Here is a 20,041-nt window from a genome sequence, read left to right on the forward strand (position 1 = left end):
CGCCCGTGCCGCCGGGAAGCGGTGGGCTCCGGCCCGTCGAGGGGTCCATGGGAAGATTGGGAAGATAAGGCCACGCAGCCGGTGTTCTCGCTTCCTGGTCGAGTCATCCCGCGTCTCAGGTGAAGGGCCCGCTGCCCCGCGCCGAGGTCAAGGTTCATCGACCTACCCCAACGGGTCCTTTGGAGGCAACGCCATGAAGTTTCCGGCACGAGCCGCTCTCGTGTTTCTCGCCGCCCCGGCCCTCCTCCTCACCGCCTGCGGAGGCGGAAACGGCGGAGCGGGCGGCTCCGGAAGCGGATCCGCGGCCCCCAAGGCCACAGGGCAGCCAGATGTCAACGGCGACGGGAAGGTCGTCATCGGGATCATGAGCCCCGGCGACACCCGGGACAACGGCTACTACCAGAGCTTCGTCGACGACGCGAACAAGGTCGCGCAGGCCAACGGGTGGGAGGTCCGCCCCATCGACAAGCTCAACCCCGCCGACGCGGTCAACCAGGCGCGCAACCTCTGCCGGCAGCGCGTCGACCTCATCGCGGTGGGCGCGAGCGTCCTTGCGGACGCGCTCACCGCCGCGCCCGAACCCCAGTGCAAAGGCGTGAACTGGTACGTCAACGGCGGCGGCGGCGTCGAGCAGACCGAATACTTCACCCAGTCCAAGGACACCGTCAACCAGTCGTTGTACGCCGCGGGCTACGCGGCCGGCCAGCTGCTCAAGCAGGCGGGAGCCTCCAAAGCCGGCTACATCACCGGCCCCGAGCTCGACTTCGCCAAGCAGGCCGCCAAGGCGTTCCAGGCCGGCATGCGGGCCGTCGTCCCGAACGCGGAACTCATCACCACCTACACCGGCGACTTCGACGACTCCGCCAAGGCCAAGGAGGCGTTCGAAGCGCAGAAGGCCCAAGGCATCAAGGTCGTCTACCCCTACCTGGGAGGGGCGACCGACGCCGTCACCCAGCAGGCCAACGCCGCGGGCATCTCCGCCCTCACCCCGGGCACGGACCGCTGTGCCGACACCACGACTAAATACGCCGTGTCGGTGATCTTCAGCCCCGGCGCGTACTTCGCCGCCGCCCTGGAAGACTTCGGCAAGGGCACCCTCAAGATGGGCACCGCCCGCATCTGGACCATGGGTGTCGACCCGGTACCCACCGTCAAGTTCTGCTCACCCGAAGGCGATCAGCAGGACCGGATCGACCAGGTCATGAAGGACATGGGCACAGGGAAGCTCGATGTCGATGCCGCCGTCGACGGAGCACGCTAGGTCGGCCGGGACCGCGGCTCCCGCCGCCGCCGTCCCCTCGGTCGAACTCCGCCGCATCACCAAGCGCTTCGGCTCCGTGGTGGCGTGCGACGACGTGTCCCTGAGCGTGCGGCCGGGGGAGATCCACGGACTGCTCGGACAGAACGGCGCCGGCAAAAGCACCCTGATGAAGATCCTCACCGGTCTCGTGGTCCCCGACTCCGGGGAGATCATGATGGCCGGGCGGCACGTCGAAGTGAACGACCCGCAGACGGCAACCGCGCTCGGGATCGCCATGGTCCACCAGCACTTCAGCCTGGTCGGGCGCATGCGGGTGTGGGAGAACGCCGTCCTCGGCGAACTCGGCCGCGTCGACCGCGACCACGCCAGACGCGTGGTGAACGAGGTCGGCGAGAGATACGGCCTGGCGGTGAACCCCGACGCCTACGTCGACGACCTCTCGACAGGCGAACGCCAACGGGTCGAACTCATCAAATGCCTCCGCCGCCGCCCCGGTCTACTCATCCTGGACGAACCCACGTCGGTCCTCACCCTCGCAGAGTCCCGCGAGCTGTTCTCCGTGCTCCGGCGCGTCACCACCGACGAGAACACGACCGTCATCCTCATCAGCCACAAGCTCGACGAGATCCTCCACGCCACCGACCGTGTCACCATCATGCGCGGCGGAGCCGTGGTCGCCCGCCGCGACACCGCAGGCACGGACGCGCGCGACCTCGCCCGCGCGATGGTGGGCCGCGAACCCGCCACATGGACCGCCGCCTCCGCCGTGGGCTCCATGGACGCCCTGGTCCAGGGGGGCCGGGCCGCGACCGAAGGCGACGTACGGCTCCGCCTCACCGATGTCCGTGCCACCGCCCGCGACGGCCGCCCCCTGCTGTCCGGCCTGTCCCTCCACGTCCGCGCCGGGGAGATCCTCGGCATCGCCGGCGTCGAGGGCAACGGCCAGGCCGCGCTCGGCGACCTGCTGTCCAGCCTCCTCGACCTCGACGGCGGGACGGTCGAGGTGGGCGGCTCCGCCGTACCGACAGGCGAACCCGGAGCCATGCACCGGGCAGGCGTCGGGGTGGTGCCGGAGGACCGGCACGCGTCTGGATGCGTACTCGACATGAGCGTGGCCGAGAACCTTGTCCTGACCGACCTCGACCAGGTGAGCGGCAGCGTGCTCGTCAGCCCCCGAAAGCTGCGCGAACGCGCCGCGAGGCTGATCGAGGAGTTCGATATCGCGGTGCCCTCACCCGACACGCCCATGCGGCTGCTGTCCGGAGGCAACCAGCAGAAGGTCGTGCTCGCCCGCGAACTCGCGGCGCGGCCCACGGTGCTGGTCGCCGCCCAACCCACCCGCGGTCTCGACGTCGGCGCCACCGAATACATGACCGAACGGATCCACCAGGCCGCGCGGGACGGCATCGCCGTACTCCTGATCTCCACAGAACTGGAGGAGATCCTCACCCTCGCCCACCGTGTCGCGGTCATCCACCGCGGCGCGATCGTCGGCGAGATGACGCGGGCCGACGTCGACCTCGAACGGCTCGGCCTGATGATGGGGGGACGGGCCGCATGACGCTCACCAGGCCCGGCGCACGGCACGCCGACCGTGCGCCGGTCCGGTCGAGGCTGCGCACGCCTCTGCTGTACGCCGTGTCGTTCGCCGTCGCACTCGCCCTGGCCGCCGCGCTCGTGACCGTCGGCGGACACTCCATGGCAGACGCGCTGCTCGCGCTCTACCAGGGCAGTCTCGACGGCGGGGCGTCGATCGGCCAGACGATCGACGAGACCACCCCGCTGTTGATCGTCGCCATCGGCGCGATCGTCTCCGCGCGGGCCGGGATCTTCAACATCGGACAGGAAGGGCAGCTCATCGTCGGCGCCGCGGCCGGCGCGGCGATCGGACTGTTCGTGCCGGGCCCCGGGTGGCTCGTCGGCGCGCTCGCGCTGCTCGGCGCGGCCCTCGCCGGCGCGCTGTGGGCGGGCATCCCCGCCGTGCTGTACTACTGGCGCGGGGTGGACGTCGTCGTCGCCACCCTGCTCATGGTGTTCGTGGCCATGCAACTCGTGTCGTTCGCGGTCAACCGCGACTATCTGCTCCAGGAGACCGCGGTCGAAGGCCAGATCCTCTCGCCGCAGTCCGACCTGCTGCCCGAAGGCGTACGGCTGCCGCGCCTCGGCGAATACCCCGACTTCAACCTCGGCACCGGCTTCGTCATCGCGCTCGCCGTCACCGGCGTGGTCGCGTACCTGCTGCGCCACGGAAAATGGGGGTTCCGGCTGCGCATGCTCGGCCTCAACCCGGTCGCCGCCCGCAGGGCCGGCGTGCGGGCCGCCGCCCTCGGCGGCGGTGCGCTCCTGCTGTCCGGCGGGGCCGCCGGCCTGGCGGGGGGCGTCATGCTGACCGGCGGCGTCTACCGCATCCAGGCGGGCTTCGCCGACAACGTCGGCTGGGAGGGCCTGCTCGTCGCGCTCGTGGCGCGCAACCACCCCCTGGTGGCGATCCCCGTCGCCCTGTTCTTCGGCGTCCTGCGCGCCGGCGGCGGTTTCCTGGCCTCCACCGGCGTGCCGCGCTACCTCGTCTCCGTCGTCACCGCGCTGCTCGTGCTCGCCGCGGCCTTCCCGGCCGCCTACGCCGAGCTTCGCAAACGCCGCAGACCAGCCGTGGAGGCGTGAGCGCCGTGGACAGCGTCGAACTCATCCTGGCCAGCGCCGTACGGCTCGCCGTCCCGCTGGCGTTCGCCGCCCTCGGCGAGTGGATCGCCGAGCGGGCGGGGACGCTGAACATCTCCGTCGAAGGCATGATGCTGGGCGGCGCCTTCACCGCGGTCGCGGGCGCCGGTCTGACCGGTTCGGCGAGCGCCGGCCTGCTTTTCGGCGTGGCCGCGGGACTGCTCGTCGCCTTCGTCCACGCGTGCTTCAGCCACCGGCTCAGCGTCAACACCTATGTCGTCGGGCTGACCCTCAACGTGCTCGTGCTCGGCCTGACCAGCTTCCTGCTCCTCAAAACCGAGTCCAGGCAGGTCGACAAGCTCACCATCCCCCTGCTGTCGGACATCCCCGTCATCGGACCCGCGCTGTTCGACCAGCGATGGCCCGCCTACCTGCTCGCCGCCCTCGTCCCCGCCGCGTGGTGGCTCGTCCGCCGCAGCAGATGGGGACTCGAAGCCCGCGCCGCCGGAGAAAACCCGCAATCCGCCGACGTCACCGGCATCGACGTCAACAAACGGCGCAGACAGGCGCTCATGCTGTGCGGTGCGCTCGCCGGACTCGGCGGGGCCTACCTCGCCGTGGCCGAAGTCGGCACCTTCAACCAGAACATGACCGCCGGACGCGGCTATATGGTCATCGCCGCCGTCATCTTCGGCGGATGGACGCTGCGCGGCACGCTTGCCGGGGTGCTCGTCTTCGGCGCGGCCGACGCCATGCGCCTCGCCCTCCCCGCCCTCGGCTACACGCTCAACCCGCAGTTCCTCGTCGCTTCGCCGTACATCCTCGCCCTCATCGCGATGACCTTCTTCGCCACAACCCGCCGCGGGCCCGCCGCCCTCGGACGGCCCTTCGTCAGGGGCATCACGTGACCTCTCATCGGCATGTCACCGAATTGAGGTAGCGGCCGTGCATCGGCAGGCTTTGCCGGCCGGAATTCCCTTGCCTTGAGACTGGTGTCCAGGCATTCCCTCCCGCCATGATGATTCCGGGAGGTGGGGAGGAAATGGGGAATCCGCCGGAGGTGCCGCCGGGAAGCGGGCCGAGAATTCCCTCGGAGTTCAGTGGGATGGATCCGGCGTTGATGAAGAGGTTCATTGAGGAGCTTGAGCGGGCCGCGAGGGTGGTGGCCGAGGAGACCGAGGGGATTCGGCGCGAGCTCAGCGCGGCCGGCCTGCCTGCGGACAGGCTCGCCGCGGCCAGGGAGGTCAGCGGCTGGCTGGAGGACGAGATTCCCAAACTCCGCCAACGCCTGCAGACTATTACGTCCCCGGTTGCGCTGTTACACGGTGGATTGACGCCTTTTGAGGAAACCATTCTGCTCCCGCCCGGCGAGGCGCAGCGTCAAGGCGCGGAACTCGCCAAACGGTTTACCGCCATCGACCTCAAGACCTTCCACCTGGACCCCAACGCCGGCCAGAAGATGCGAGACGTCATCGAAGAACTGGGCCGCCACCGCCACGACGCCGACTTCACCGCCGCATTCTTCGCCGCCGTCGGCCCCGACGGGCTGAAGCCCCTCGCCGACCAGATCAACCGTTTCCGCGGCGAAGACACCATGGTGCCCATCCTCGGTACGGCGCTCGCCGGCGCGATCTCCGGCGGCGGCAGCGTCCCCGGCTTCTCCGCGATCAGGAAAAGGATCGAACAGGCCAAAGGGGCAGAACTGGTATCCATCGCGCCCCTGCTCACCTCCGGTACCTACCCCGCCGAATGGCTGGCCCGTGTCGCCGTGCCCATGCTGGACCTCGACAAGGGACCCGCCGCCGGCGAAACCCTGCGGTCCATCCTCACGGCGCTCGGCAACAACCCCGCCGCCGCCCGCCTCGCCCTCGGCGCGGTCACCGGCCTCAGCCCCCGCAAACTCCCCGGACACGCGGACAAACCCGCGCTCGCCCTCGGAACATTCAACGTTAAGACCCCATTCGGGAACCTGCCCGGCTCCCCGCAGAAGTGGCGCCACCTGCCCGACCTGGCAAACTACCTCAAGCAGTTGAACGCCTGGGTGAAGGAAAACGAGGGCGTCCCCGGCAAACCACTCGGCACCCCCGGCGTGGCGAACGCCTTCGGCCAGATGCTCGCCGCCGCAGCCGGAGCCTACGACGAACGGCAGGGCGAGCACAGCAAGAACGCCGCCTTCTTCGCCTTCACGGTGATGACCACGTTCGACGAGCTCAAACCGGCGGACGGGACCCGGACACACCTCTCGGAGATCGCCGGTTCATACGCCCCCGAGCTCACCCTAGGGGCCGACATGGGGGACTCCGACCTCACCCAGCCGAGCGCCTTCGTGGGCTCACCGGAGCGCGCCGACCTGGTGAAAGTGCCGGGGCTGGTCGGGTCATTCCGCATCAGCCCGGAGGAGACGTTCCTCTTCATGAAGACCTTTGCGGGGCGTGAGGAGTGGCGCCTCCCCTTCGAGGCCGGCATGGGACAACTGGCGGAACGACTCCTCCCCGAGACAGCCAGATTGGCTAAGGCACAAGGAGATGCCCGTGTGATGAGCAGTCTCTTTATTGCTCTTGGAAACGTCAGGGGTTTCGAGTTGGCCGCAATTCAACATGAGCTGAATCCGGATATAGATGCTGATGAGGCGATATTTAAGGCTGAGAGTATTGGTATAGGGGCGGCCATGGGCTTGGCAGGCCTGCTCCTACCGGCTTCGCTGGCCTCTGCAGCGACCTGGACAGTTTTGAGCACTGGAGTGTCCGCTGTCGACGCCTACGGGAGAGCTGAACATGATGATGCGATCAAGGAGGTCAGGAAATTGGAGGACATACAGGTCCTAGGGCGACAGCATTGGACTGCTGATCGTCTCATGGCTCTTGGATTTATGCCGAGAGTCGGACCTGGGCAGGCATCCAATGATGCAGAGGCGTTGATAGCCGATAAGGACGGCCGACTCCTGCCCTTTAATGAGATCGTGAAGAAGCATGGCAGGGCCGGCTTGAAGGCCCTCGATCAATGGCATGTTGACAACGGGCTGGGCACGAACGACGCGTTGGCCCTCGGAAGGCTTTCGCGAGACATGGCAGACGCGTTCGAAGCGCGCAGAGATCCTGGAATGCGTCGAGCTCTTGGCTATGTCAGAGATCCGGAGCTGGAGTGAGGCATTCGGTCTCCCCGTTCACCACGTAGCGTCCTGGTGTTGAGGAATCGAATTTGAGGGTCGTTTTCGTCGGGTCGATGGCCACGGAGATATAGATCAGGTCCGAGCTCACCCGATTCCATTTTGTTGTGCGGTGTGGTGCCACGCGGCTCATAGAACCAAGAAGCAGTTCGTTGAGCATTCCGGGCGACTGCCTGCTACTTGCGTCCTCGCCGGTGGCGCTGAAGGTTTGTTTGGCGCGGTCGTCGCCGCAGGGGATGTCCTTGCCGCCGGGGTCGGTGACCTTGACGTTGAGTGCGCCGCGTTCTTTCAGGAGGGTCATGACCTGGTCTTTGAGGGCGGTGCCGGCTGTGGCGGAGGTGGGGTCGTCCGCGCCGCAGGCGGTGAGGGTGAGGCCGCCGGCCAGAAGAATTGCGCCGAGCCGTACGGGAATGCTGCGGGGCATCGTGGGTCCTCGGAAGGTCGGGACGGCGGACGATCTCTATCGTCCATGAGAACGTCTCCGGTCTTCAAGGTGCGGGGCGGCCCGGGTGGCCGATGGCGTGTCAGCGGCGGCGGAGGGCGGGGTCGGCCAGGGCGGGGTGGGTGCGGCCGATGTCGTCGGGGCTGACGACGGTGCCGGGTGGGACGACGGCGTCGATGGCGTCGAGGACGTCGGGCGGGAGCCGTACGGCATGGGCCTGCAGTTGGCCGACGAGCTGGGCGTGGGTGCGGGGGCCGATGACGGCGGAGGTGACGGCGCGGTGGGAGAGCACGAAGCCGAGGGCGAGCTGGATGAGGGGGAGGCCGGCCTGGTCGGCGATGGCGGTGAGCCGGTCGACGAGGTCGAGTTTGCGGGCACGGACGGGGTCGTCGGCGTAGTCGAAGTGGTCGGCGTTACGTGTGGCGCGGGAGTCGGCGGGCGGGGGTGTGTCGCGGTGGTATTTGCCGGTGAGCCAGCCGCCGTTGAGGGGGCTCCACGCCATGATGCCGAGGTTGTGGCGTTCGGCGAGGGGGAGGACGTTGCCTTCGGCGTGCCGGGCGAGGATGGAGTAGGAGAGCTGTTCCGTGGCGGGGCGTTCGAGGTTGCGGCGTTCGGCGGCCCACTGGGCTTCAACGACGTCTTCGGAGGGGAAGGACGAGGTGCCGAAGGCCCGGATCTTGCCCTGCCGCACGAGGTCGGTGAGTGCGCTCAGGGTTTCTTCGATGGGGGTGTGCGGGTCGGGCCGGTGCAGCTGGTAGAGGTCGATCCAGTCGGTGTCGAGGCGGCGGAGGCTGTCTTCGACGGCGCGTGTGATCCAGCGGCGTGAGTTGCCCCGCCGGTTGGGGGAGTCGCCCATGGCACCGTTGACCTTGGTGGCGATGACGAGGTCGTCGCGGCGGCCTTTGATGGCGCGGCCGAGGATCTCCTCGCTCTCGCCGAAGGCGTATACGTCGGCGGTGTCGATGAAGTTGACGCCGGCGTCGACGGCGGTGTGAACGATGCGTTCGCATTCGTCGTGGTCGGTGTTGCCCCACGCTCCGAACATCATCGTGCCGAGGCAGAGGGGGCTGACTCGGATTCCGGTGCGGCCAAGGGTTCGGTATTCCATGTGCCTGATCCTGTCAGCGCCGGAGCGGTCTGCCGCATCCGCGTGGGAGGAAGGGCGCCGGGGAGGGAAAGGTCAGGACGGAGGTAGTCACCGGGAGGTTGGAGGAGCGGGAATGGGGTTGGAGAAGAAGTTGACCGAGGCGCGCTGGACGCACGTCGCGCTGCCCAGTTGCGACCTCGACGAGGCGATCGAGTTCTACACCACGATGACGCCGCTGGTCGTCGTGTCTACGCATGAGGACAAGGACGGGCGCAACGTCTGGCTGTCCAACGACAAGCAGGTGGAGACGCCTTTCGTGCTGGTGCTGGTGGAGTTCGCCAAGGACAAGGGCAAGAAGCAGCCGCAGCTCACTCCTTTCGCCCATCTCGGGATGGAGGTGCCGAACCGCGAGGACGTGGACCGGATCGCGGCGGAGGCGCGTGAGATGGGCTGCCTGCACTGGGAGCCGATGGAGCTGCCGCCGCCGGTCGGCTACATCTGTGCTTTGAAGGACCCCGACGGCAATGTCGTGGAAATCTCACACAACCAGCAGGTCTTCGAAGAGGTCCGCACCCTCTGGGCCGACTGATCCGGTGGGGTGGTCGGCCGTGAGCTGATCGCTGCCTGCGTTCACCGCGTTTTTGGCCAGCCGATTCCCGGTGGACCGGCTGTGCCGCATGTGCCTGTGGGCGGGCTGTGCCGCATGTGCCTATGGACGTAGGTGTCAGGTGGGGGCTTCGAGGGGGTCTCCGGGGTGGGCGTGCATGCACTCGCCGGTGCCGAGGCACATGCGGCATTCTTCGGTGACGCGGATGAAGACGACCTCGCCGGATTCGCGCACGTGCGGTTTCTCTGGCGTCCACACCGTGCTGCCGCCGCACCATCGGCAGGGGAGCTCGCAGTGGTGTGCGCCATCGGCTATTTGCACTTCCCGCTCCCGCCGCACACGTGGCAGTTCTCCACGGACTTCACCCAGGTCACCGAGCCGTCTTCCTGGCGCTTTGGACGTTCATAGGTGATCTTGCCGCTTCCGGCGCAGTGCCCGCAGTCCGGTGGGGGCTTGTCCATGGATTCCTCCACATCCGTGGTGCCATGCTTCGAGGCGTGGCGACCGGTTTGCGGTTAGGCGGGTCGGGTCCTCGTGCGGTCGTCCACGGCGGGGAGGACCTTGTTGGGCGTTGGGCACGGTGCATGGTTGGGCATGGTGTGTGCTCAGTGCGGTCCAACACGGTCCAACACGGTCCAACACGGTCCAATGGGAGTGAACTGGGCGGCTTGTAGCCGGGACGTTGTGTCAACCGTACGCCCGGCGCAGCAAGATCGGAATCCAGGCAGCGGCATACCAGCCCAGGTCCATCCATGTCCGGTAAGTGTCAGGTAAGTCCTGTCCGACTGCGCGACGTCCCCTCACACAGCGCAAAGATCATCTGGACCGAACGAATCGCAATATGTCACCAAAGGTGGATGGTTCTGGTCATCCGAAACGGTAGGGTCTAGAGTCAATTGTCCCTACAAATGAGACAACTTGTCCGCGCCCAAGGGGGAGGCATTCGCAACCGATCCGGCGGATGTCGCCCAGTCTCGTTGCGGCATGTAGGGGCAATGCGGCCGGTCCGGCACCGTGGGATCGCACCCACGCCGGACCGGCCTCTGTCTGTCGGGGCACATATGGTTCGCGCCCCCGCAAATCTGACCAGGTCCGGATATGTATGAGACCGGGCCGATAGTGGGGCGTTATTTCATGGTTACGGTTACTGGCCGGTAGGTCCCGATGATCCCGGTAGGGTTTACCTGAGCAGTCTTCAACCGGTCAGTGAGTTCGGGCTGAGATGCCCGCTTCAGCACAGGTGGGCAATGGGCCTGGACCCACCGTGTAGGACGGAACTGCTCGTCTCCCGTGGGAAGGTCCTTCCCCCTCTGACCTGCCGTATCAGCCCAACCCAACCTTCCCTTGATGCGGCCGAAGCGGGAGAACCGCTCCGCGCCCCGACACGTGGGGGCGCGAGGACAGAGCGGACCGTGCCCATCTTTCTATGGGCACGATTGCGGAGCCCCGGCCCACTCGCGGCCGGGGCTCTCCCCATTGTCGGCCTGGTCGGCGGTGCCGCTTCAGGAGCTGAGCAGCTCGCGCGCTCGCTCCACCAGCTCCGGAGGGGCGGTCTTTGTGGAACCGGCCCGGAACGGCGGCTCGGGATCGTATTCGATCACCAACTGCACAAGCTGCGCGGTATCCTCGCCCCGTATCCTTGCCAGGAGCGTGAGCGCCATGTCGAGGCCGGCCGACACGCCCGCCGCCGTCGCCACCTTGCCCTCGATGACCACGCGCTCCTCACACGGTCGGGCCCCGTAGTGCTCCAACTGCTCCAGCAGGCTCCAGTGCGTGGTCGCCCGCAGGCCCCGGAGTGCCCCGGCGGCCCCGAGGAGAAGCGAGCCCGTGCACACTGATGTGGTCCACGCCGTGTGCTCGTGCGCGCGCTTGATCCAATTGAGCAACCCGTCGTCGGACAGCGCGTCCGTCGTGCCCGGCCCGCCGGGCACGATGATGATGTCGGGCCGGGGCACCTCGTCGTAGGACGCCGTGGCCGTCAGGGTGAGCGCGCCCTGGTCGTCGGTCACCGGGCCGGGGCGGTCTGACACGAACGTGGTGGTGAATCCCGGTGCGAAGGCCAGCCCCGTGTAGGGGCCGACCACGTCGAGCGCCGTGAAAGCTGGAAATAGCGGAATGGCGATGTGCACGTCATATGTCCTTTGTTCGAAACCGGCGACGGTAGTCACTCGGGCTGACATGTAGGTGGCGGACGAAGACCCGGTGGAGTGTCTGAGGCAGGCCGAGGCCGACCTGTCTGGCCACGCTCGCCAGGGAGTCATCCGTACGCTCCAGCAGCCGCTGCGCCGCGTCGGTACGGCTCAGCTCGACATACCTTCCCGGCGGCACCCCGACCTGGTCGGTGAACACGCGTGAGAAGTGCCGTTCGCTCATGTTGGCCCGCCTGGCGAGGGCAGGGACGCTGAGGTCGTCGTCGGGATGGCTGTCGATCCACACCTGGAGCTCCCGCAGCGCTGCGCTCTGCGGGGTTCTGACGCTCAGCACCCGGCTGAACTGGCTCTGGCCGCCCGGCCGGTGCAGATAGACCACGAGGCCGCGCGCGATGTCGCCGGCCAGGCTGTGGCCGTGGTCCTCGGCGACGAGCGCCAGCGCGAGGTCCACACCGGCGGTCACGCCCGCCGAGGACCACATCCCACCATCGTTGACGTAGAGCGCGTCGCGTTCCACCGTGACGGACGGGAAGCGCCGCCGCAGCTCGTCGAGCAGCAGCCAGTGCGTCGTCGCCCGCTTGCCGTCGAGCAGCCCCGCCTCCGCCAGCACGAACGCCCCCGAACACACCGACGCGGTGCGCCGGGCCATGCGCGAGAGCCTCGCCACACCGTCCAGTAGGGCGGCGTCCGCCAAATGTTCCGCCACGTCGAAGCCCCCCGCCACGACCAGCGTGTCGATCGGCCCTTCGATGTCGTCCAACGCTGTCTCCACCACGACCGAGATCCCGTCACCCGTGCGTACGGTTCCCGCCCGCAGAGCCGTCGGCACCACCTCGTAGCACGGCGGCCGCACAAGGTGGCGCGCCGCGTTGAACACGTCCACCGGACCGGCCATGTCGAGAAGCTGGAAGCCGTCGAAGACCACGATGACAACCCGCTGACTCATGGTTCCCATCATCGTGACCGGTCGCTCATGGCGTCCAGGACACGGTCATCGCAAATCCTGCCAAGATCGCATCGGCCGGAGTTTTCAAGATCGTGGCATATGTGCACGTCAGGGGGCGTGTAGTCGGCGTGTGGGTCTTCGTGCTCGGCGTCACCGCCCTCGTCGCCCTCGAAGTGCTCGTGCCCACCGGCACGCTGCCGCGCCCCGCAACGTGGGTCACCGGATGGAAGGCGCGCCGCAGGCGCTCCAAGCGCTACAGCCGGATCGTGGCCATCGCCGTCAAACACGGCCTCGGCGGCTACATACGCGGACGGCGACGGCTCAACACCCACGAGAACGCGTCCAAGACCGCGCGTTCGCTGCGCGACGCCCTGAACGAGGGCGGAGTCACGTTCGTCAAACTCGGCCAGATGCTCTCCACCCGCCCCGACCTGATCCCCGCCGCCTTCATCGAGCAGCTCTCCACCCTCCAGACCAAGGCCGACCCCGAGCCGTGGGAGCGCATCCAGCCCGCCATCGAGCGCTCACTCGGACGCCCCCTCGGCCAGGTCTTCGCCACCATCGACAAGCAGCCCTGTACGCCTTCGTCGACTGGACCCTGCTGCTCGTCGGCTTCATCCTCGGCCTGCGCTCCCTGGCCTTGGCCTTCAGAAATCCGCCCGACTAGGGCGGCGACGTGCACCGGGAGTTCAGGCGCCGCACCGGGGAGTCAGGCAGGTCAGGAGATGGTGGGCGAAGTCATCGGCTGACCGGTTCGCGCCATACCAGATGAGCCGCGACCTGTCGTCGGGGCCGATGGCGAACTCCACGGTGTTCACACCCTCGGTGTCCTGCAGAAGCCGCATCCGGCGGCGCGCACAGTGGTCGTCTTCACAGCGCAGTACGGCGAGACGCCCGCTCACCCGGTCGTAACCGGCCAGCATGGGCCTCCCCCGCGCGTCCATCGCCATGCCGGGCACCCCGAGGGCGACCAGCTCGCGTATCTCCTCGAACCGCGGCGGCCCCTCGCACGTGCGCGAGGTGCAGGAGATCATCCGTGTCACGACCTGGTCGTCGTCGGAGGTGTCGCTGTGCACGACCACCGGGCGGCCGTCCGGGCGCACCATGAGATGCGTGCGCATCGAGCTCTGCCGCCACGGTGTCACCCGACTCGACGGCAACCGCCGGTCGAAGGTGCGTACGGCGGGCGCCGTACACTCGGCCGACTCGCACAGCACCAGGGTCACCACGTCCGACTCCCGGCTCGCGAACGCCATCACCGGGCTCCCATCGGGCGACACGGCGATGTCCAGCATGCGGTTGTCGAGGGTGACGCGGTAGGTGTCCGACTCGGCCGTCGCGACGGCCGTAGTGGTGCTCGCCGAACACCGGGGATCGCCGCAGAGCGTGAGCTGCAGCAGGCCCTTGCCCCGCGAGGAGGGGTCCTCCGCGAGCGACGCCACGGCCAGCCCGTGCGGGGTCCGGGCGATCGCCGTGTGCACCGCGTAGGCCGCGTCCTTGGAGGCCACGCGCAAGGCGGCCCCTGAGACCCGCCGGCAGCCTTCCGGCCGGCAGGAGAACAACGTCAGCCGCAGCGCCTCCTGGTCGAGCACCCACCCCGCCACGGTGACCGAACCATCGGGCATGGCCACATATCCCGAGTTGACCTCGATGAAGTCCTTCACCGTCACCACGGCGGTGTCCGAGCACGCGGCGTCCGCGCAAAAGGCCAGTTCGGGGCGGAAACTATCCCTCACGACGATGGGATGGCCGTCCGGCCCGAACAGCAGATGGGTCTTCTCCGGCATCTCACCGTCCTGGCTGGACATGTGAGGCAATTCCACATCGGCGACCTCGACCAGGTGGGTCGGGTTGGCGATCAGGGCAGTGCCGTACGTCGCCCCGGGGAGGGCGACCAGCGCCGCGAGTACGGCGACCGCCGGCCCGCAGGCCGACGCCGGCGGCACGGGGGCGGGGCGGGAGGTGCGGCGCGCCTGGTAGAAAACGGCGAGCGTGGCAGCCTGGAACGGGACGGCCATCACGGTGGCGGCCAGGCACAACCCGTCGATCGCGGGCAGCGCGGATCCGACGGGCAGCACCCTCCCCAGGCCCCACAGTGCGAGCGGGATCGCGGAGGGAAGCACCATGACTCCGAGCCCGAGGTTCACCAGCGTGTCGCCGTATGCGATCCGCGCCAGCGCGCGGGCCGTCCGGACCGGCGGCCTGCGGTCAGCGAGCGCGGGAAGGGCCAGAATCAGGGGGAACATCATGAATACCAGGCCGACCAGGATGATCAGCACCGGCACCATCGTGCCGATTCCCGACAGAATCCATAGGCCGACCCCCGTCGCCACTGCGGCGCACACCGCGACCCCCTGAAGGACCAGCAACACCAGTGGCCCCGGCTGCCGCAGCACCTCCGCCACCGCCTGGCCGCCGCACAGCGAGCGCCCCCGAAACGCCTCAAGCACCACCCGGCAGCACGCGACCAGCCCCACCAGCACGCCCAGAACCGTGATCAGCCCCGTCCCCGCGAACGCCGCGCCGACCCAGAACGAGCCGGGGGCGACGCTCGGGGCCCCGTTCACGATGACGGCCCGGTCGCCGATCGCGAGGATGACGCCCAGCGTGGCCAGCGGGCCGGGGGCCAGGGTGATCACCGCGGCCTCCAGGAGCGGCCGGTAGAGGCGCAGGGCCGTGCCGTACGCGGCGGTGATGTAGGCGCGGTCACCGTCGGGCGCGTGGAACGCCCGGTTTTTCTCGGGGCTGTCAGGCGGCACGGAGGTGAGGGCCAATCGAGTTTTTGTCGGTGAGCGAGTACGGCGGACCGGGAATATCATGCGGCATTGGCGGAAGATTTGCCACAAAACAGAAGGATATCGCCCATCGTGCTGCCCGATTGACCGGCTATGGGTAGGTGGTAGAGATTTAAACTAGTGGCACCTCTTAGCGGATTGATGCCCGAAAGCATGATGAATGCGTAATTCGCGGGTTTTTGGCGGCCGTGAGGGAAACGCGTTCTTGAGGACGAGCGCGAACGCCCGCCCTACTGCGCGTCCGCCATGTCGAAGAAACGAAGCTCCAATCGGGTCGCCCGCTGGAAGAAATCGAGCACCCGGCCCTGCTCCTCCACGCCCAGACCAGGACCGACCCGGTCCAGCTCTCCCCGCAGGAAACCCACCCAGGCCCGGAAATCCTCACCGTCGTGCAACTCGATCCACTCCCGGTAGAGGAAGTTCTCGGGGAGCGGCTGCTTCGCCCGGCTCGCCCACCCGAGATACACCCACTCCGCCACACACAGCACGGCGACGATCAGAGCGTAGTTCTGACTCGTCCTCGCCTCGTCCATCAACGCCCGGAAATCCAGCGTCACCGGCTCAAGCACCGTCGGCGACAGCTCCCCGCCGAGCTCCGCGAGCGCCCGGTGGAAATAGCTGCGCTCGGTGTCCGTCGCGATCTGCCCCACAAACCTGCTGAACGGCACGCGGGCCTCGAACGAGTCCGCGCTCGCGACGGCGGCCCCGAGAAGCGCGGTGAAACTGTCGACGAACTGGAAATCCTGCTCCAGATACCTGCGCATCTTGTCGTCGGAGACCTCGCCCCGGTTGATCTCCTCCGCGAACCGGTGCTCCACCACCGCCGTCCACTCCGGCTCGCACGCCGAACGCAGCCACTCACTGAATGCGGGGTCGGCCACCGAAGCGCTCCACACCGCATACGAAATACCGCTCACACGCCCTCCCCAAAATCACACGGATCCCGCCCGGCCAACCGGCCGAACCGCGCCGTACCCGCCCGGCGGACCGCTCTCCCGATCACAGCGAGCATAATCACGGCGCCTTCCCGGACACACCGCGGCCTAACCGATGAGCGCTGCCGCCACCCAGGCCGCGACCGAGGCGGACAGCAGCCGGATGCCGCACTGGATCAAGCGGTATTTCCTAGAGACGATCCTGCTCATGACAAGGATGTGATCCGCCGCCAGCTCCAGCTCTGCCGACTTCACTGGTGATATGCGGTGAGGAAAGAGCCCATGCGCCCGATGGCCTCCTCCAGGTCGTCGGCGTTCTGCAGTGTGACGACACGGAAATGATCGGGCGTCGGCCAGTTGAATCCGGTGCCCTGCACCACGAGGATGTGCTCCTTCTCCAGAAGGTCGAGCACGAACTTGACGTCGTTGTTGATCCGGTAGACCTCGGGGTCCAGACGGGGGAAGACATACAGCGCGCCGGCGGGTTTGACGCAGCTCACGCCCGGGATCTCGTTGAGCAGTTTCCACGCGCGGTTGCGCTGCTCCCACAGCCGGCCTCCGGGGCGGACCAGAGCATCGATGCTCTGCCCGCCGGTGAGCGCCGCCTGAATCGCGTACTGCCCGGGCATATTGGCGCACAGCCGCATGTTGGCCAGGATCTCCAGGCCCTCGATGTAGGACTGCGCCCGTTCCCTGGGGCCGGTGATGGCCATCCACCCCGAGCGGTAGCCGCACACCCGGTAGGTCTTCGACAGGCCGGAGAACGTCAGACAGAGGACATCGGAGGCCAGCGAGGCGATCGAGGTGTGCACCGCGCCGTCGTAGAGGATCCGGTCGTAGATTTCATCGGCGAACACCACCAGGCGGTGACGCCGGGCGACATCGAGAAGCCCGCGCAGAAGGTCGACCGGGTAGACCGCCCCGGTCGGATTGTTGGGATTGATGATCACCAGGGCCTTGGTCCTGCTCGTGATCCTGGACTCGATGTCGTCGAGATCGGGAAGCCAGTCGGCCGACTCATCGCACACGTAGTGCACCGGGGTGCCGCCGCTCAGCGACACCGCCGCCGACCACAGCGGATAATCCGGCGCGGGGATCAGCACCTCGTCCCCGTTGTCCAGCAGCGCCTGCGCGGCCATCACGATGAGCTCGGAAACGCCGTTGCCGAGGTAGACGTCCTCGACCTCCACACCCGCCAGCCCGTTCCTGGCGTAGTGCTCCACAATGGCCTGGCGGGAGGAGATAAGCCCCTTGGAATCACCATAACCGTGAGCGAAAGGCAGATTCCTCACCATGTTCTGCACGATCTCCTCGGGCGCTTCGAACCCGAAAGGTGCGGGGTTGCCCACGTGCAGCTTAAGGATTTTTCTTCCCTGCGCCTCAAGCTCCATGGCCCGTTTCAGCACGGGGCCACGGATATCGTAGCAGACGTTTGCGAGCTTTTCAGACTGGCCTATTTCCATGTCGAGTATCTTAACTCGTCGCAGTATTTAGCAGGGATTAGCGACGAAGATATCAGGGAAAGGCTGTTGCTAGAAAAAATTTCCTGGAAATGCGCCGGCCCCTCGCCGCCCCCTGTAAACGCCGGGCGTCGCGGGGCCGTGCGCCAGGCGGGCGCGGCGCAATGGCCAGGGCGGGTCACCGGCCGCCGATGCCCTTCGAATCGGCGGACCGGCGGACCGGCGGGTCGGCGGGTCGGTGGGTCCCGGTCAATCCGCCAAAGCCTGGGCGTAGAACTGCGCGGGGTCCGCCGCGAGCGACGCCTTAACGTAACGGCTCGCGTCATCGACCAGCACCTCGATCGCGCCGGACTCCACACCGTCGAGGCTGGCTCGCGCGACCTCCGCGGGGTCGATCTTCGGCACGTCGTAGTCGGCCATCATGTCGGTGTCGGCCGACCCCAGATGCACGCCCTGCACCAGCGTCTTCTGCCCGGCGAGCTCGAGGCGCAGGCCGTTCGTCATGTTCCACTCGGCGGCCTTGGCCACGGCGTAGGCGTTCGCCCCGTCGTAGGCGGACCACGACAGCACCGACAGGATGTTCACAATCGCCCCGCCGCCGTTCGACGCGAGAATCGGAGCGAACGCGCGGATCACGCCAAGCGTTCCGAACACATGCGTGTCCAGCTCAAGCCGCATCATGTCGAGGTCGTCGGCCAGGAGGTTCGTCCCCGTCGCGATCCCGGCGTTGTTGACGAGCAGGGTGACATCGGTCGCCGCGGCAGCCGCATCCGCCACCGACCGCGAGTCGAGAAGGTCGAGGCGCAGCGCCACCACCCGCGGATCGGAGATCTCGACCTGCTCGGGGCGGCGCGACGTGGCGTAGACCTTCGCGGCCCCGCGCGCGAGCAGTTCATCGACAAAACGGCGGCCGATACCGCGATTAGCTCCAGTGACGAGCGCGATCGAGCCGGTCACATCCATGGTGCTTCCCCTCGCTCCGGTCGCGGACGCCTTCGCATCCGCCTGCTGGCAGCTACGCTAAGACTTCACGTTGACGTCAAAGGCAAGTCTGGCGCCGCGACGAATACCGGCCGTTGAGACCAGTCAGGAGGACGCACAGCATGCGAATCGGGGAACTGGCCGCCAAGTCCAACGTGAGCACCCGCGCGCTCCGCTACTACGAAGAGCAGGGCATCCTCAGCTCCGAGCGCACAGCGAGCGGCCAGCGGACCTACGCGGATTCCGCGGTCGACCGCGTGCGGCTCATCCAGCAGTTCTACGCCGCCGGGCTCAGCAGCCGCATGATCGCGACCATCCTGCCCTGCGTCGACGCCGGTCACGCGGAGCCCGATCTGATCGAGAGCCTGCGTGCCGAACGCGCCCGCATCGCCGCGAGCATCACCGAGCTTGAGGAAGCCGCACGCAACCTCGACCACGTCATCGACCTCGCCATACACCCAGATCCGGAACACTGCCCGGCTCTGCGCCTGCATCCCGCCGCCGAGGCCACACCACCCCTCTAACCCCTCTAACGGACCGTGAAAGTGGTGGGCACTGTCGGCTGCGGACTCACACTATTTCGGGCGTTCGCGACGTTCATCACACGGTCACCTCCAGTCGGTCCATCACGGTGGTGAGGACGTCTTCGACGCCGATCCGCAGGAGCCCCGCGTCGGGCTCCTCCCCGTGCGGATCGCCGGTCCGGCCCGCCCAGAGCGCGACATGCGGCCCGTCGGGGGCGGGCCCCCACAGTTGCGGGGAGACCGGGCCGAACAGCACCACCGACGGCGTACGGCAGGCGGTGGCCAGGTGGGCGATCCCGGTGTCGCCGCAGAGCACCAGCGAGGCGTCCTCGACCAGCGCGGCCAGGTCGCCGAGTCCGGTGTGTCCGGCGAGGACGCGGTCGGCGGGCAGATGGGCGAGCCGCGCCACGCGTTCGGCGGTGCCGACCTCGTCTTGGTCACCCGTGATGACGACGTCGTGGCCCGCCATGCGCAGCTCGCGCACCACCCAGGCGAACCGGGCGGGCGGCCACCGCCGCGCCGGGTCCTTGGCTCCCGGGTGCACGATGACCGGCCCGGCGCGTTTCGGGGTGCGTACGGCGAGCAGCAGGTCGGCCGGGTCGGCGGCGATCCCGTACCACTGCAGCATGAGGCACCAGCGGTGCACCTCGTGCGCCTCGGGATTCCACGCCGGCCCCCGTACCTCGGGCAGGTGGGGGTGGGCGTGGGTGAGCAGGCGGCCCGGCCGGAGGGCGCGCAGGGCACGGGTGCTCCGCGGTCCCCGCCCGTGCAGGTTGACGGCCACCTCGGGGGAGCGGACGGGCACCGGGCCGGGGCCGGACACGTCCACCAGCTCGTCTACCGCGCCGATCAGCGGCAGCAGCTCCGTCAGCCAGGCCGGTGCGGCGAGGACGAGCCGGTGGCGGGGGTAGGCGCGCCGCAGCGCCCGCAGGGCGGGCACCGCGGTGAGCAGGTCACCCAGTCCGAGCCCCCGGAGCACCAGCACGACGGGGGCGTCCGTCACGGCCGCGACATCTCGGTGGACGGGAC

At 68.0% G+C, this 20,041-nt stretch carries 20 protein-coding genes; 8 read left to right on the top strand and 12 right to left on the bottom strand.

Annotation, left to right across the window (positions count from 1 at the left end; genetic code table 11):
• The first annotated feature begins 193 nt into the window (after positions 1-193).
• The 5 genes from BLQ73_RS05120 (at position 194) to BLQ73_RS05140 (ending at position 7,064) form a co-directional block, all read left to right on the top strand.
• Positions 194-1,261 carry a BMP family ABC transporter substrate-binding protein gene (locus tag BLQ73_RS05120; protein WP_093168796.1) on the top strand — a complete coding sequence of 356 codons (1,068 nt, stop codon included), beginning with the start codon at positions 194-196 and terminating at the stop codon, positions 1,259-1,261.
• A complete protein-coding gene (locus tag BLQ73_RS05125; RefSeq protein WP_093168798.1) occupies positions 1,230-2,822 on the top strand; it encodes an ABC transporter ATP-binding protein in 1,593 nt (530 codons plus the stop codon). The genes BLQ73_RS05120 and BLQ73_RS05125 overlap by 32 nt, the downstream gene beginning before the upstream one ends.
• The gene (locus BLQ73_RS05130; RefSeq protein ID WP_093168800.1) at positions 2,819-3,922 is read left to right on the top strand and encodes an ABC transporter permease; all 1,104 of its coding nucleotides are present in this window, start codon (positions 2,819-2,821) and stop codon (positions 3,920-3,922) included. The genes BLQ73_RS05125 and BLQ73_RS05130 overlap by 4 nt, the downstream gene beginning before the upstream one ends.
• Positions 3,919-4,827 carry an ABC transporter permease gene (locus BLQ73_RS05135; protein ID WP_218125630.1) on the top strand — a complete coding sequence of 303 codons (909 nt, stop codon included), beginning with the start codon at positions 3,919-3,921 and terminating at the stop codon, positions 4,825-4,827. Before BLQ73_RS05130 ends, BLQ73_RS05135 begins: the two co-directional genes overlap by 4 nt.
• Before the next feature lie 107 nt (positions 4,828-4,934).
• Positions 4,935-7,064 carry a hypothetical protein gene (locus tag BLQ73_RS05140; RefSeq protein WP_143020129.1) on the top strand — a complete coding sequence of 710 codons (2,130 nt, stop codon included), beginning with the start codon at positions 4,935-4,937 and terminating at the stop codon, positions 7,062-7,064.
• Here the strand turns inward: BLQ73_RS05140 and BLQ73_RS05145 are convergent.
• A complete protein-coding gene (locus BLQ73_RS05145) occupies positions 7,042-7,509 on the bottom strand; it encodes a hypothetical protein (RefSeq protein ID WP_093168803.1) in 468 nt (155 codons plus the stop codon). The two genes, BLQ73_RS05140 and BLQ73_RS05145, sit on opposite strands and share 23 nt — an antisense overlap.
• Before the next feature lie 100 nt (positions 7,510-7,609).
• Positions 7,610-8,635 (bottom strand): aldo/keto reductase, encoded by a 1,026-nt coding sequence (locus BLQ73_RS05150; protein WP_093168805.1) that lies wholly within the window; start codon positions 8,633-8,635, stop codon positions 7,610-7,612.
• Positions 8,636-8,747: 112 nt separating this feature from the next.
• Here BLQ73_RS05150 and BLQ73_RS05155 point away from each other — a divergent pair, with 112 nt between their 5' ends.
• Positions 8,748-9,203 (top strand): VOC family protein, encoded by a 456-nt coding sequence (locus BLQ73_RS05155; RefSeq protein ID WP_093168806.1) that lies wholly within the window; start codon positions 8,748-8,750, stop codon positions 9,201-9,203.
• 135 nt (positions 9,204-9,338) lie between these two features.
• Here BLQ73_RS05155 and BLQ73_RS05160 read toward each other — a convergent pair whose 3' ends face one another.
• The 4 genes from BLQ73_RS05160 to BLQ73_RS05170 form a co-directional block, all read right to left on the bottom strand.
• Complete coding sequence (locus BLQ73_RS05160; RefSeq protein WP_093168808.1) at positions 9,339-9,542, bottom strand: hypothetical protein; 204 nt, start codon at positions 9,540-9,542, stop codon at positions 9,339-9,341.
• On the bottom strand, positions 9,533-9,682 hold the full coding sequence (locus tag BLQ73_RS32105) for a hypothetical protein (RefSeq protein WP_176955283.1): 150 nt from the start codon (positions 9,680-9,682) through the stop codon (positions 9,533-9,535). The genes BLQ73_RS05160 and BLQ73_RS32105 overlap by 10 nt, the downstream gene beginning before the upstream one ends.
• 1,041 nt (positions 9,683-10,723) lie before the next feature.
• Positions 10,724-11,350, bottom strand: coding sequence for a DJ-1/PfpI family protein (locus BLQ73_RS05165; protein ID WP_093168810.1), 627 nt, complete (start codon positions 11,348-11,350; stop codon positions 10,724-10,726).
• A 1-nt stretch (position 11,351) separates the two neighbouring features.
• On the bottom strand, positions 11,352-12,317 hold the full coding sequence (locus BLQ73_RS05170) for a GlxA family transcriptional regulator (RefSeq protein WP_093169245.1): 966 nt from the start codon (positions 12,315-12,317) through the stop codon (positions 11,352-11,354).
• 92 nt (positions 12,318-12,409) lie between these two features.
• On the opposite strand from BLQ73_RS05170, the gene BLQ73_RS05175 reads away from it, so the two are divergent.
• Positions 12,410-13,066, top strand: a complete 657-nt coding sequence (locus BLQ73_RS05175; protein ID WP_176955284.1) for an AarF/ABC1/UbiB kinase family protein — start codon at positions 12,410-12,412, stop codon at positions 13,064-13,066.
• Here BLQ73_RS05175 and BLQ73_RS05180 read toward each other — a convergent pair.
• The 5 genes from BLQ73_RS05180 to BLQ73_RS05195 all read right to left on the bottom strand — a co-directional run bounded on the left by BLQ73_RS05180 (position 13,007) and on the right by BLQ73_RS05195 (position 18,470).
• Positions 13,007-15,076 carry an ABC transporter permease gene (locus tag BLQ73_RS05180; RefSeq protein ID WP_143020131.1) on the bottom strand — a complete coding sequence of 690 codons (2,070 nt, stop codon included), beginning with the start codon at positions 15,074-15,076 and terminating at the stop codon, positions 13,007-13,009. The two genes, BLQ73_RS05175 and BLQ73_RS05180, sit on opposite strands and share 60 nt — an antisense overlap.
• Positions 15,077-15,342: 266 nt before the next feature.
• Positions 15,343-16,029, bottom strand: coding sequence for a TenA family protein (locus BLQ73_RS05185; RefSeq protein WP_093168815.1), 687 nt, complete (start codon positions 16,027-16,029; stop codon positions 15,343-15,345).
• Between the two features lie 126 nt (positions 16,030-16,155).
• Positions 16,156-16,302 carry a Pycsar system effector family protein gene (locus BLQ73_RS35245; protein WP_476712860.1) on the bottom strand — a complete coding sequence of 49 codons (147 nt, stop codon included), beginning with the start codon at positions 16,300-16,302 and terminating at the stop codon, positions 16,156-16,158.
• On the bottom strand, positions 16,299-17,453 hold the full coding sequence (locus BLQ73_RS05190) for a pyridoxal phosphate-dependent aminotransferase (protein WP_275936261.1): 1,155 nt from the start codon (positions 17,451-17,453) through the stop codon (positions 16,299-16,301). Before BLQ73_RS05190 ends, BLQ73_RS35245 begins: the two co-directional genes overlap by 4 nt.
• Positions 17,454-17,756: 303 nt before the next feature.
• Positions 17,757-18,470, bottom strand: a complete 714-nt coding sequence (locus BLQ73_RS05195) for an SDR family oxidoreductase (RefSeq protein ID WP_093168819.1) — start codon at positions 18,468-18,470, stop codon at positions 17,757-17,759.
• A gap of 140 nt (positions 18,471-18,610) precedes the next feature.
• Between BLQ73_RS05195 and BLQ73_RS05200 the strand changes: the two genes are divergently transcribed.
• Positions 18,611-19,012, top strand: a complete 402-nt coding sequence (locus BLQ73_RS05200; RefSeq protein ID WP_093168821.1) for a MerR family transcriptional regulator — start codon at positions 18,611-18,613, stop codon at positions 19,010-19,012.
• Between the two features lie 76 nt (positions 19,013-19,088).
• Here the strand turns inward: BLQ73_RS05200 and BLQ73_RS05205 are convergent, their stop codons facing one another.
• Complete coding sequence (locus tag BLQ73_RS05205) at positions 19,089-20,015, bottom strand: glycosyltransferase family 9 protein (protein ID WP_093168823.1); 927 nt, start codon at positions 20,013-20,015, stop codon at positions 19,089-19,091.
• Positions 20,016-20,041 lie beyond the last annotated feature (26 nt).

It is taken from the genome of Sinosporangium album (genome assembly GCF_900100605.1).
Classification (GTDB): domain Bacteria; phylum Actinomycetota; class Actinomycetes; order Streptosporangiales; family Streptosporangiaceae; genus Sinosporangium; species Sinosporangium album.

Excerpts from the sequence above, each read along its gene's own strand:
- BLQ73_RS05155 (WP_093168806.1), top strand. The coding sequence starts at position 8,748 with ATGGGGTTGGAGAAGAAGTTGACCGAGGCGCGCTGGACGCACGTCGCG.
- BLQ73_RS05145 (WP_093168803.1), bottom strand. The coding sequence starts at position 7,509 with ATGCCCCGCAGCATTCCCGTACGGCTCGGCGCAATTCTTCTGGCCGGC.
- BLQ73_RS05125 (WP_093168798.1), top strand. The coding sequence starts at position 1,230 with ATGTCGATGCCGCCGTCGACGGAGCACGCTAGGTCGGCCGGGACCGCG.
- BLQ73_RS32105 (WP_176955283.1), bottom strand. The coding sequence starts at position 9,682 with ATGGACAAGCCCCCACCGGACTGCGGGCACTGCGCCGGAAGCGGCAAG.
- BLQ73_RS05140 (WP_143020129.1), top strand. The coding sequence starts at position 4,935 with ATGATGATTCCGGGAGGTGGGGAGGAAATGGGGAATCCGCCGGAGGTG.
- BLQ73_RS05150 (WP_093168805.1), bottom strand. The coding sequence starts at position 8,635 with ATGGAATACCGAACCCTTGGCCGCACCGGAATCCGAGTCAGCCCCCTC.
- BLQ73_RS05200 (WP_093168821.1), top strand. The coding sequence starts at position 18,611 with ATGCGAATCGGGGAACTGGCCGCCAAGTCCAACGTGAGCACCCGCGCG.
- BLQ73_RS05170 (WP_093169245.1), bottom strand. The coding sequence starts at position 12,317 with ATGAGTCAGCGGGTTGTCATCGTGGTCTTCGACGGCTTCCAGCTTCTC.
- BLQ73_RS05130 (WP_093168800.1), top strand. The coding sequence starts at position 2,819 with ATGACGCTCACCAGGCCCGGCGCACGGCACGCCGACCGTGCGCCGGTC.
- BLQ73_RS05195 (WP_093168819.1), bottom strand. The coding sequence starts at position 18,470 with ATGGATGTGACCGGCTCGATCGCGCTCGTCACTGGAGCTAATCGCGGT.
- BLQ73_RS05120 (WP_093168796.1), top strand. The coding sequence starts at position 194 with ATGAAGTTTCCGGCACGAGCCGCTCTCGTGTTTCTCGCCGCCCCGGCC.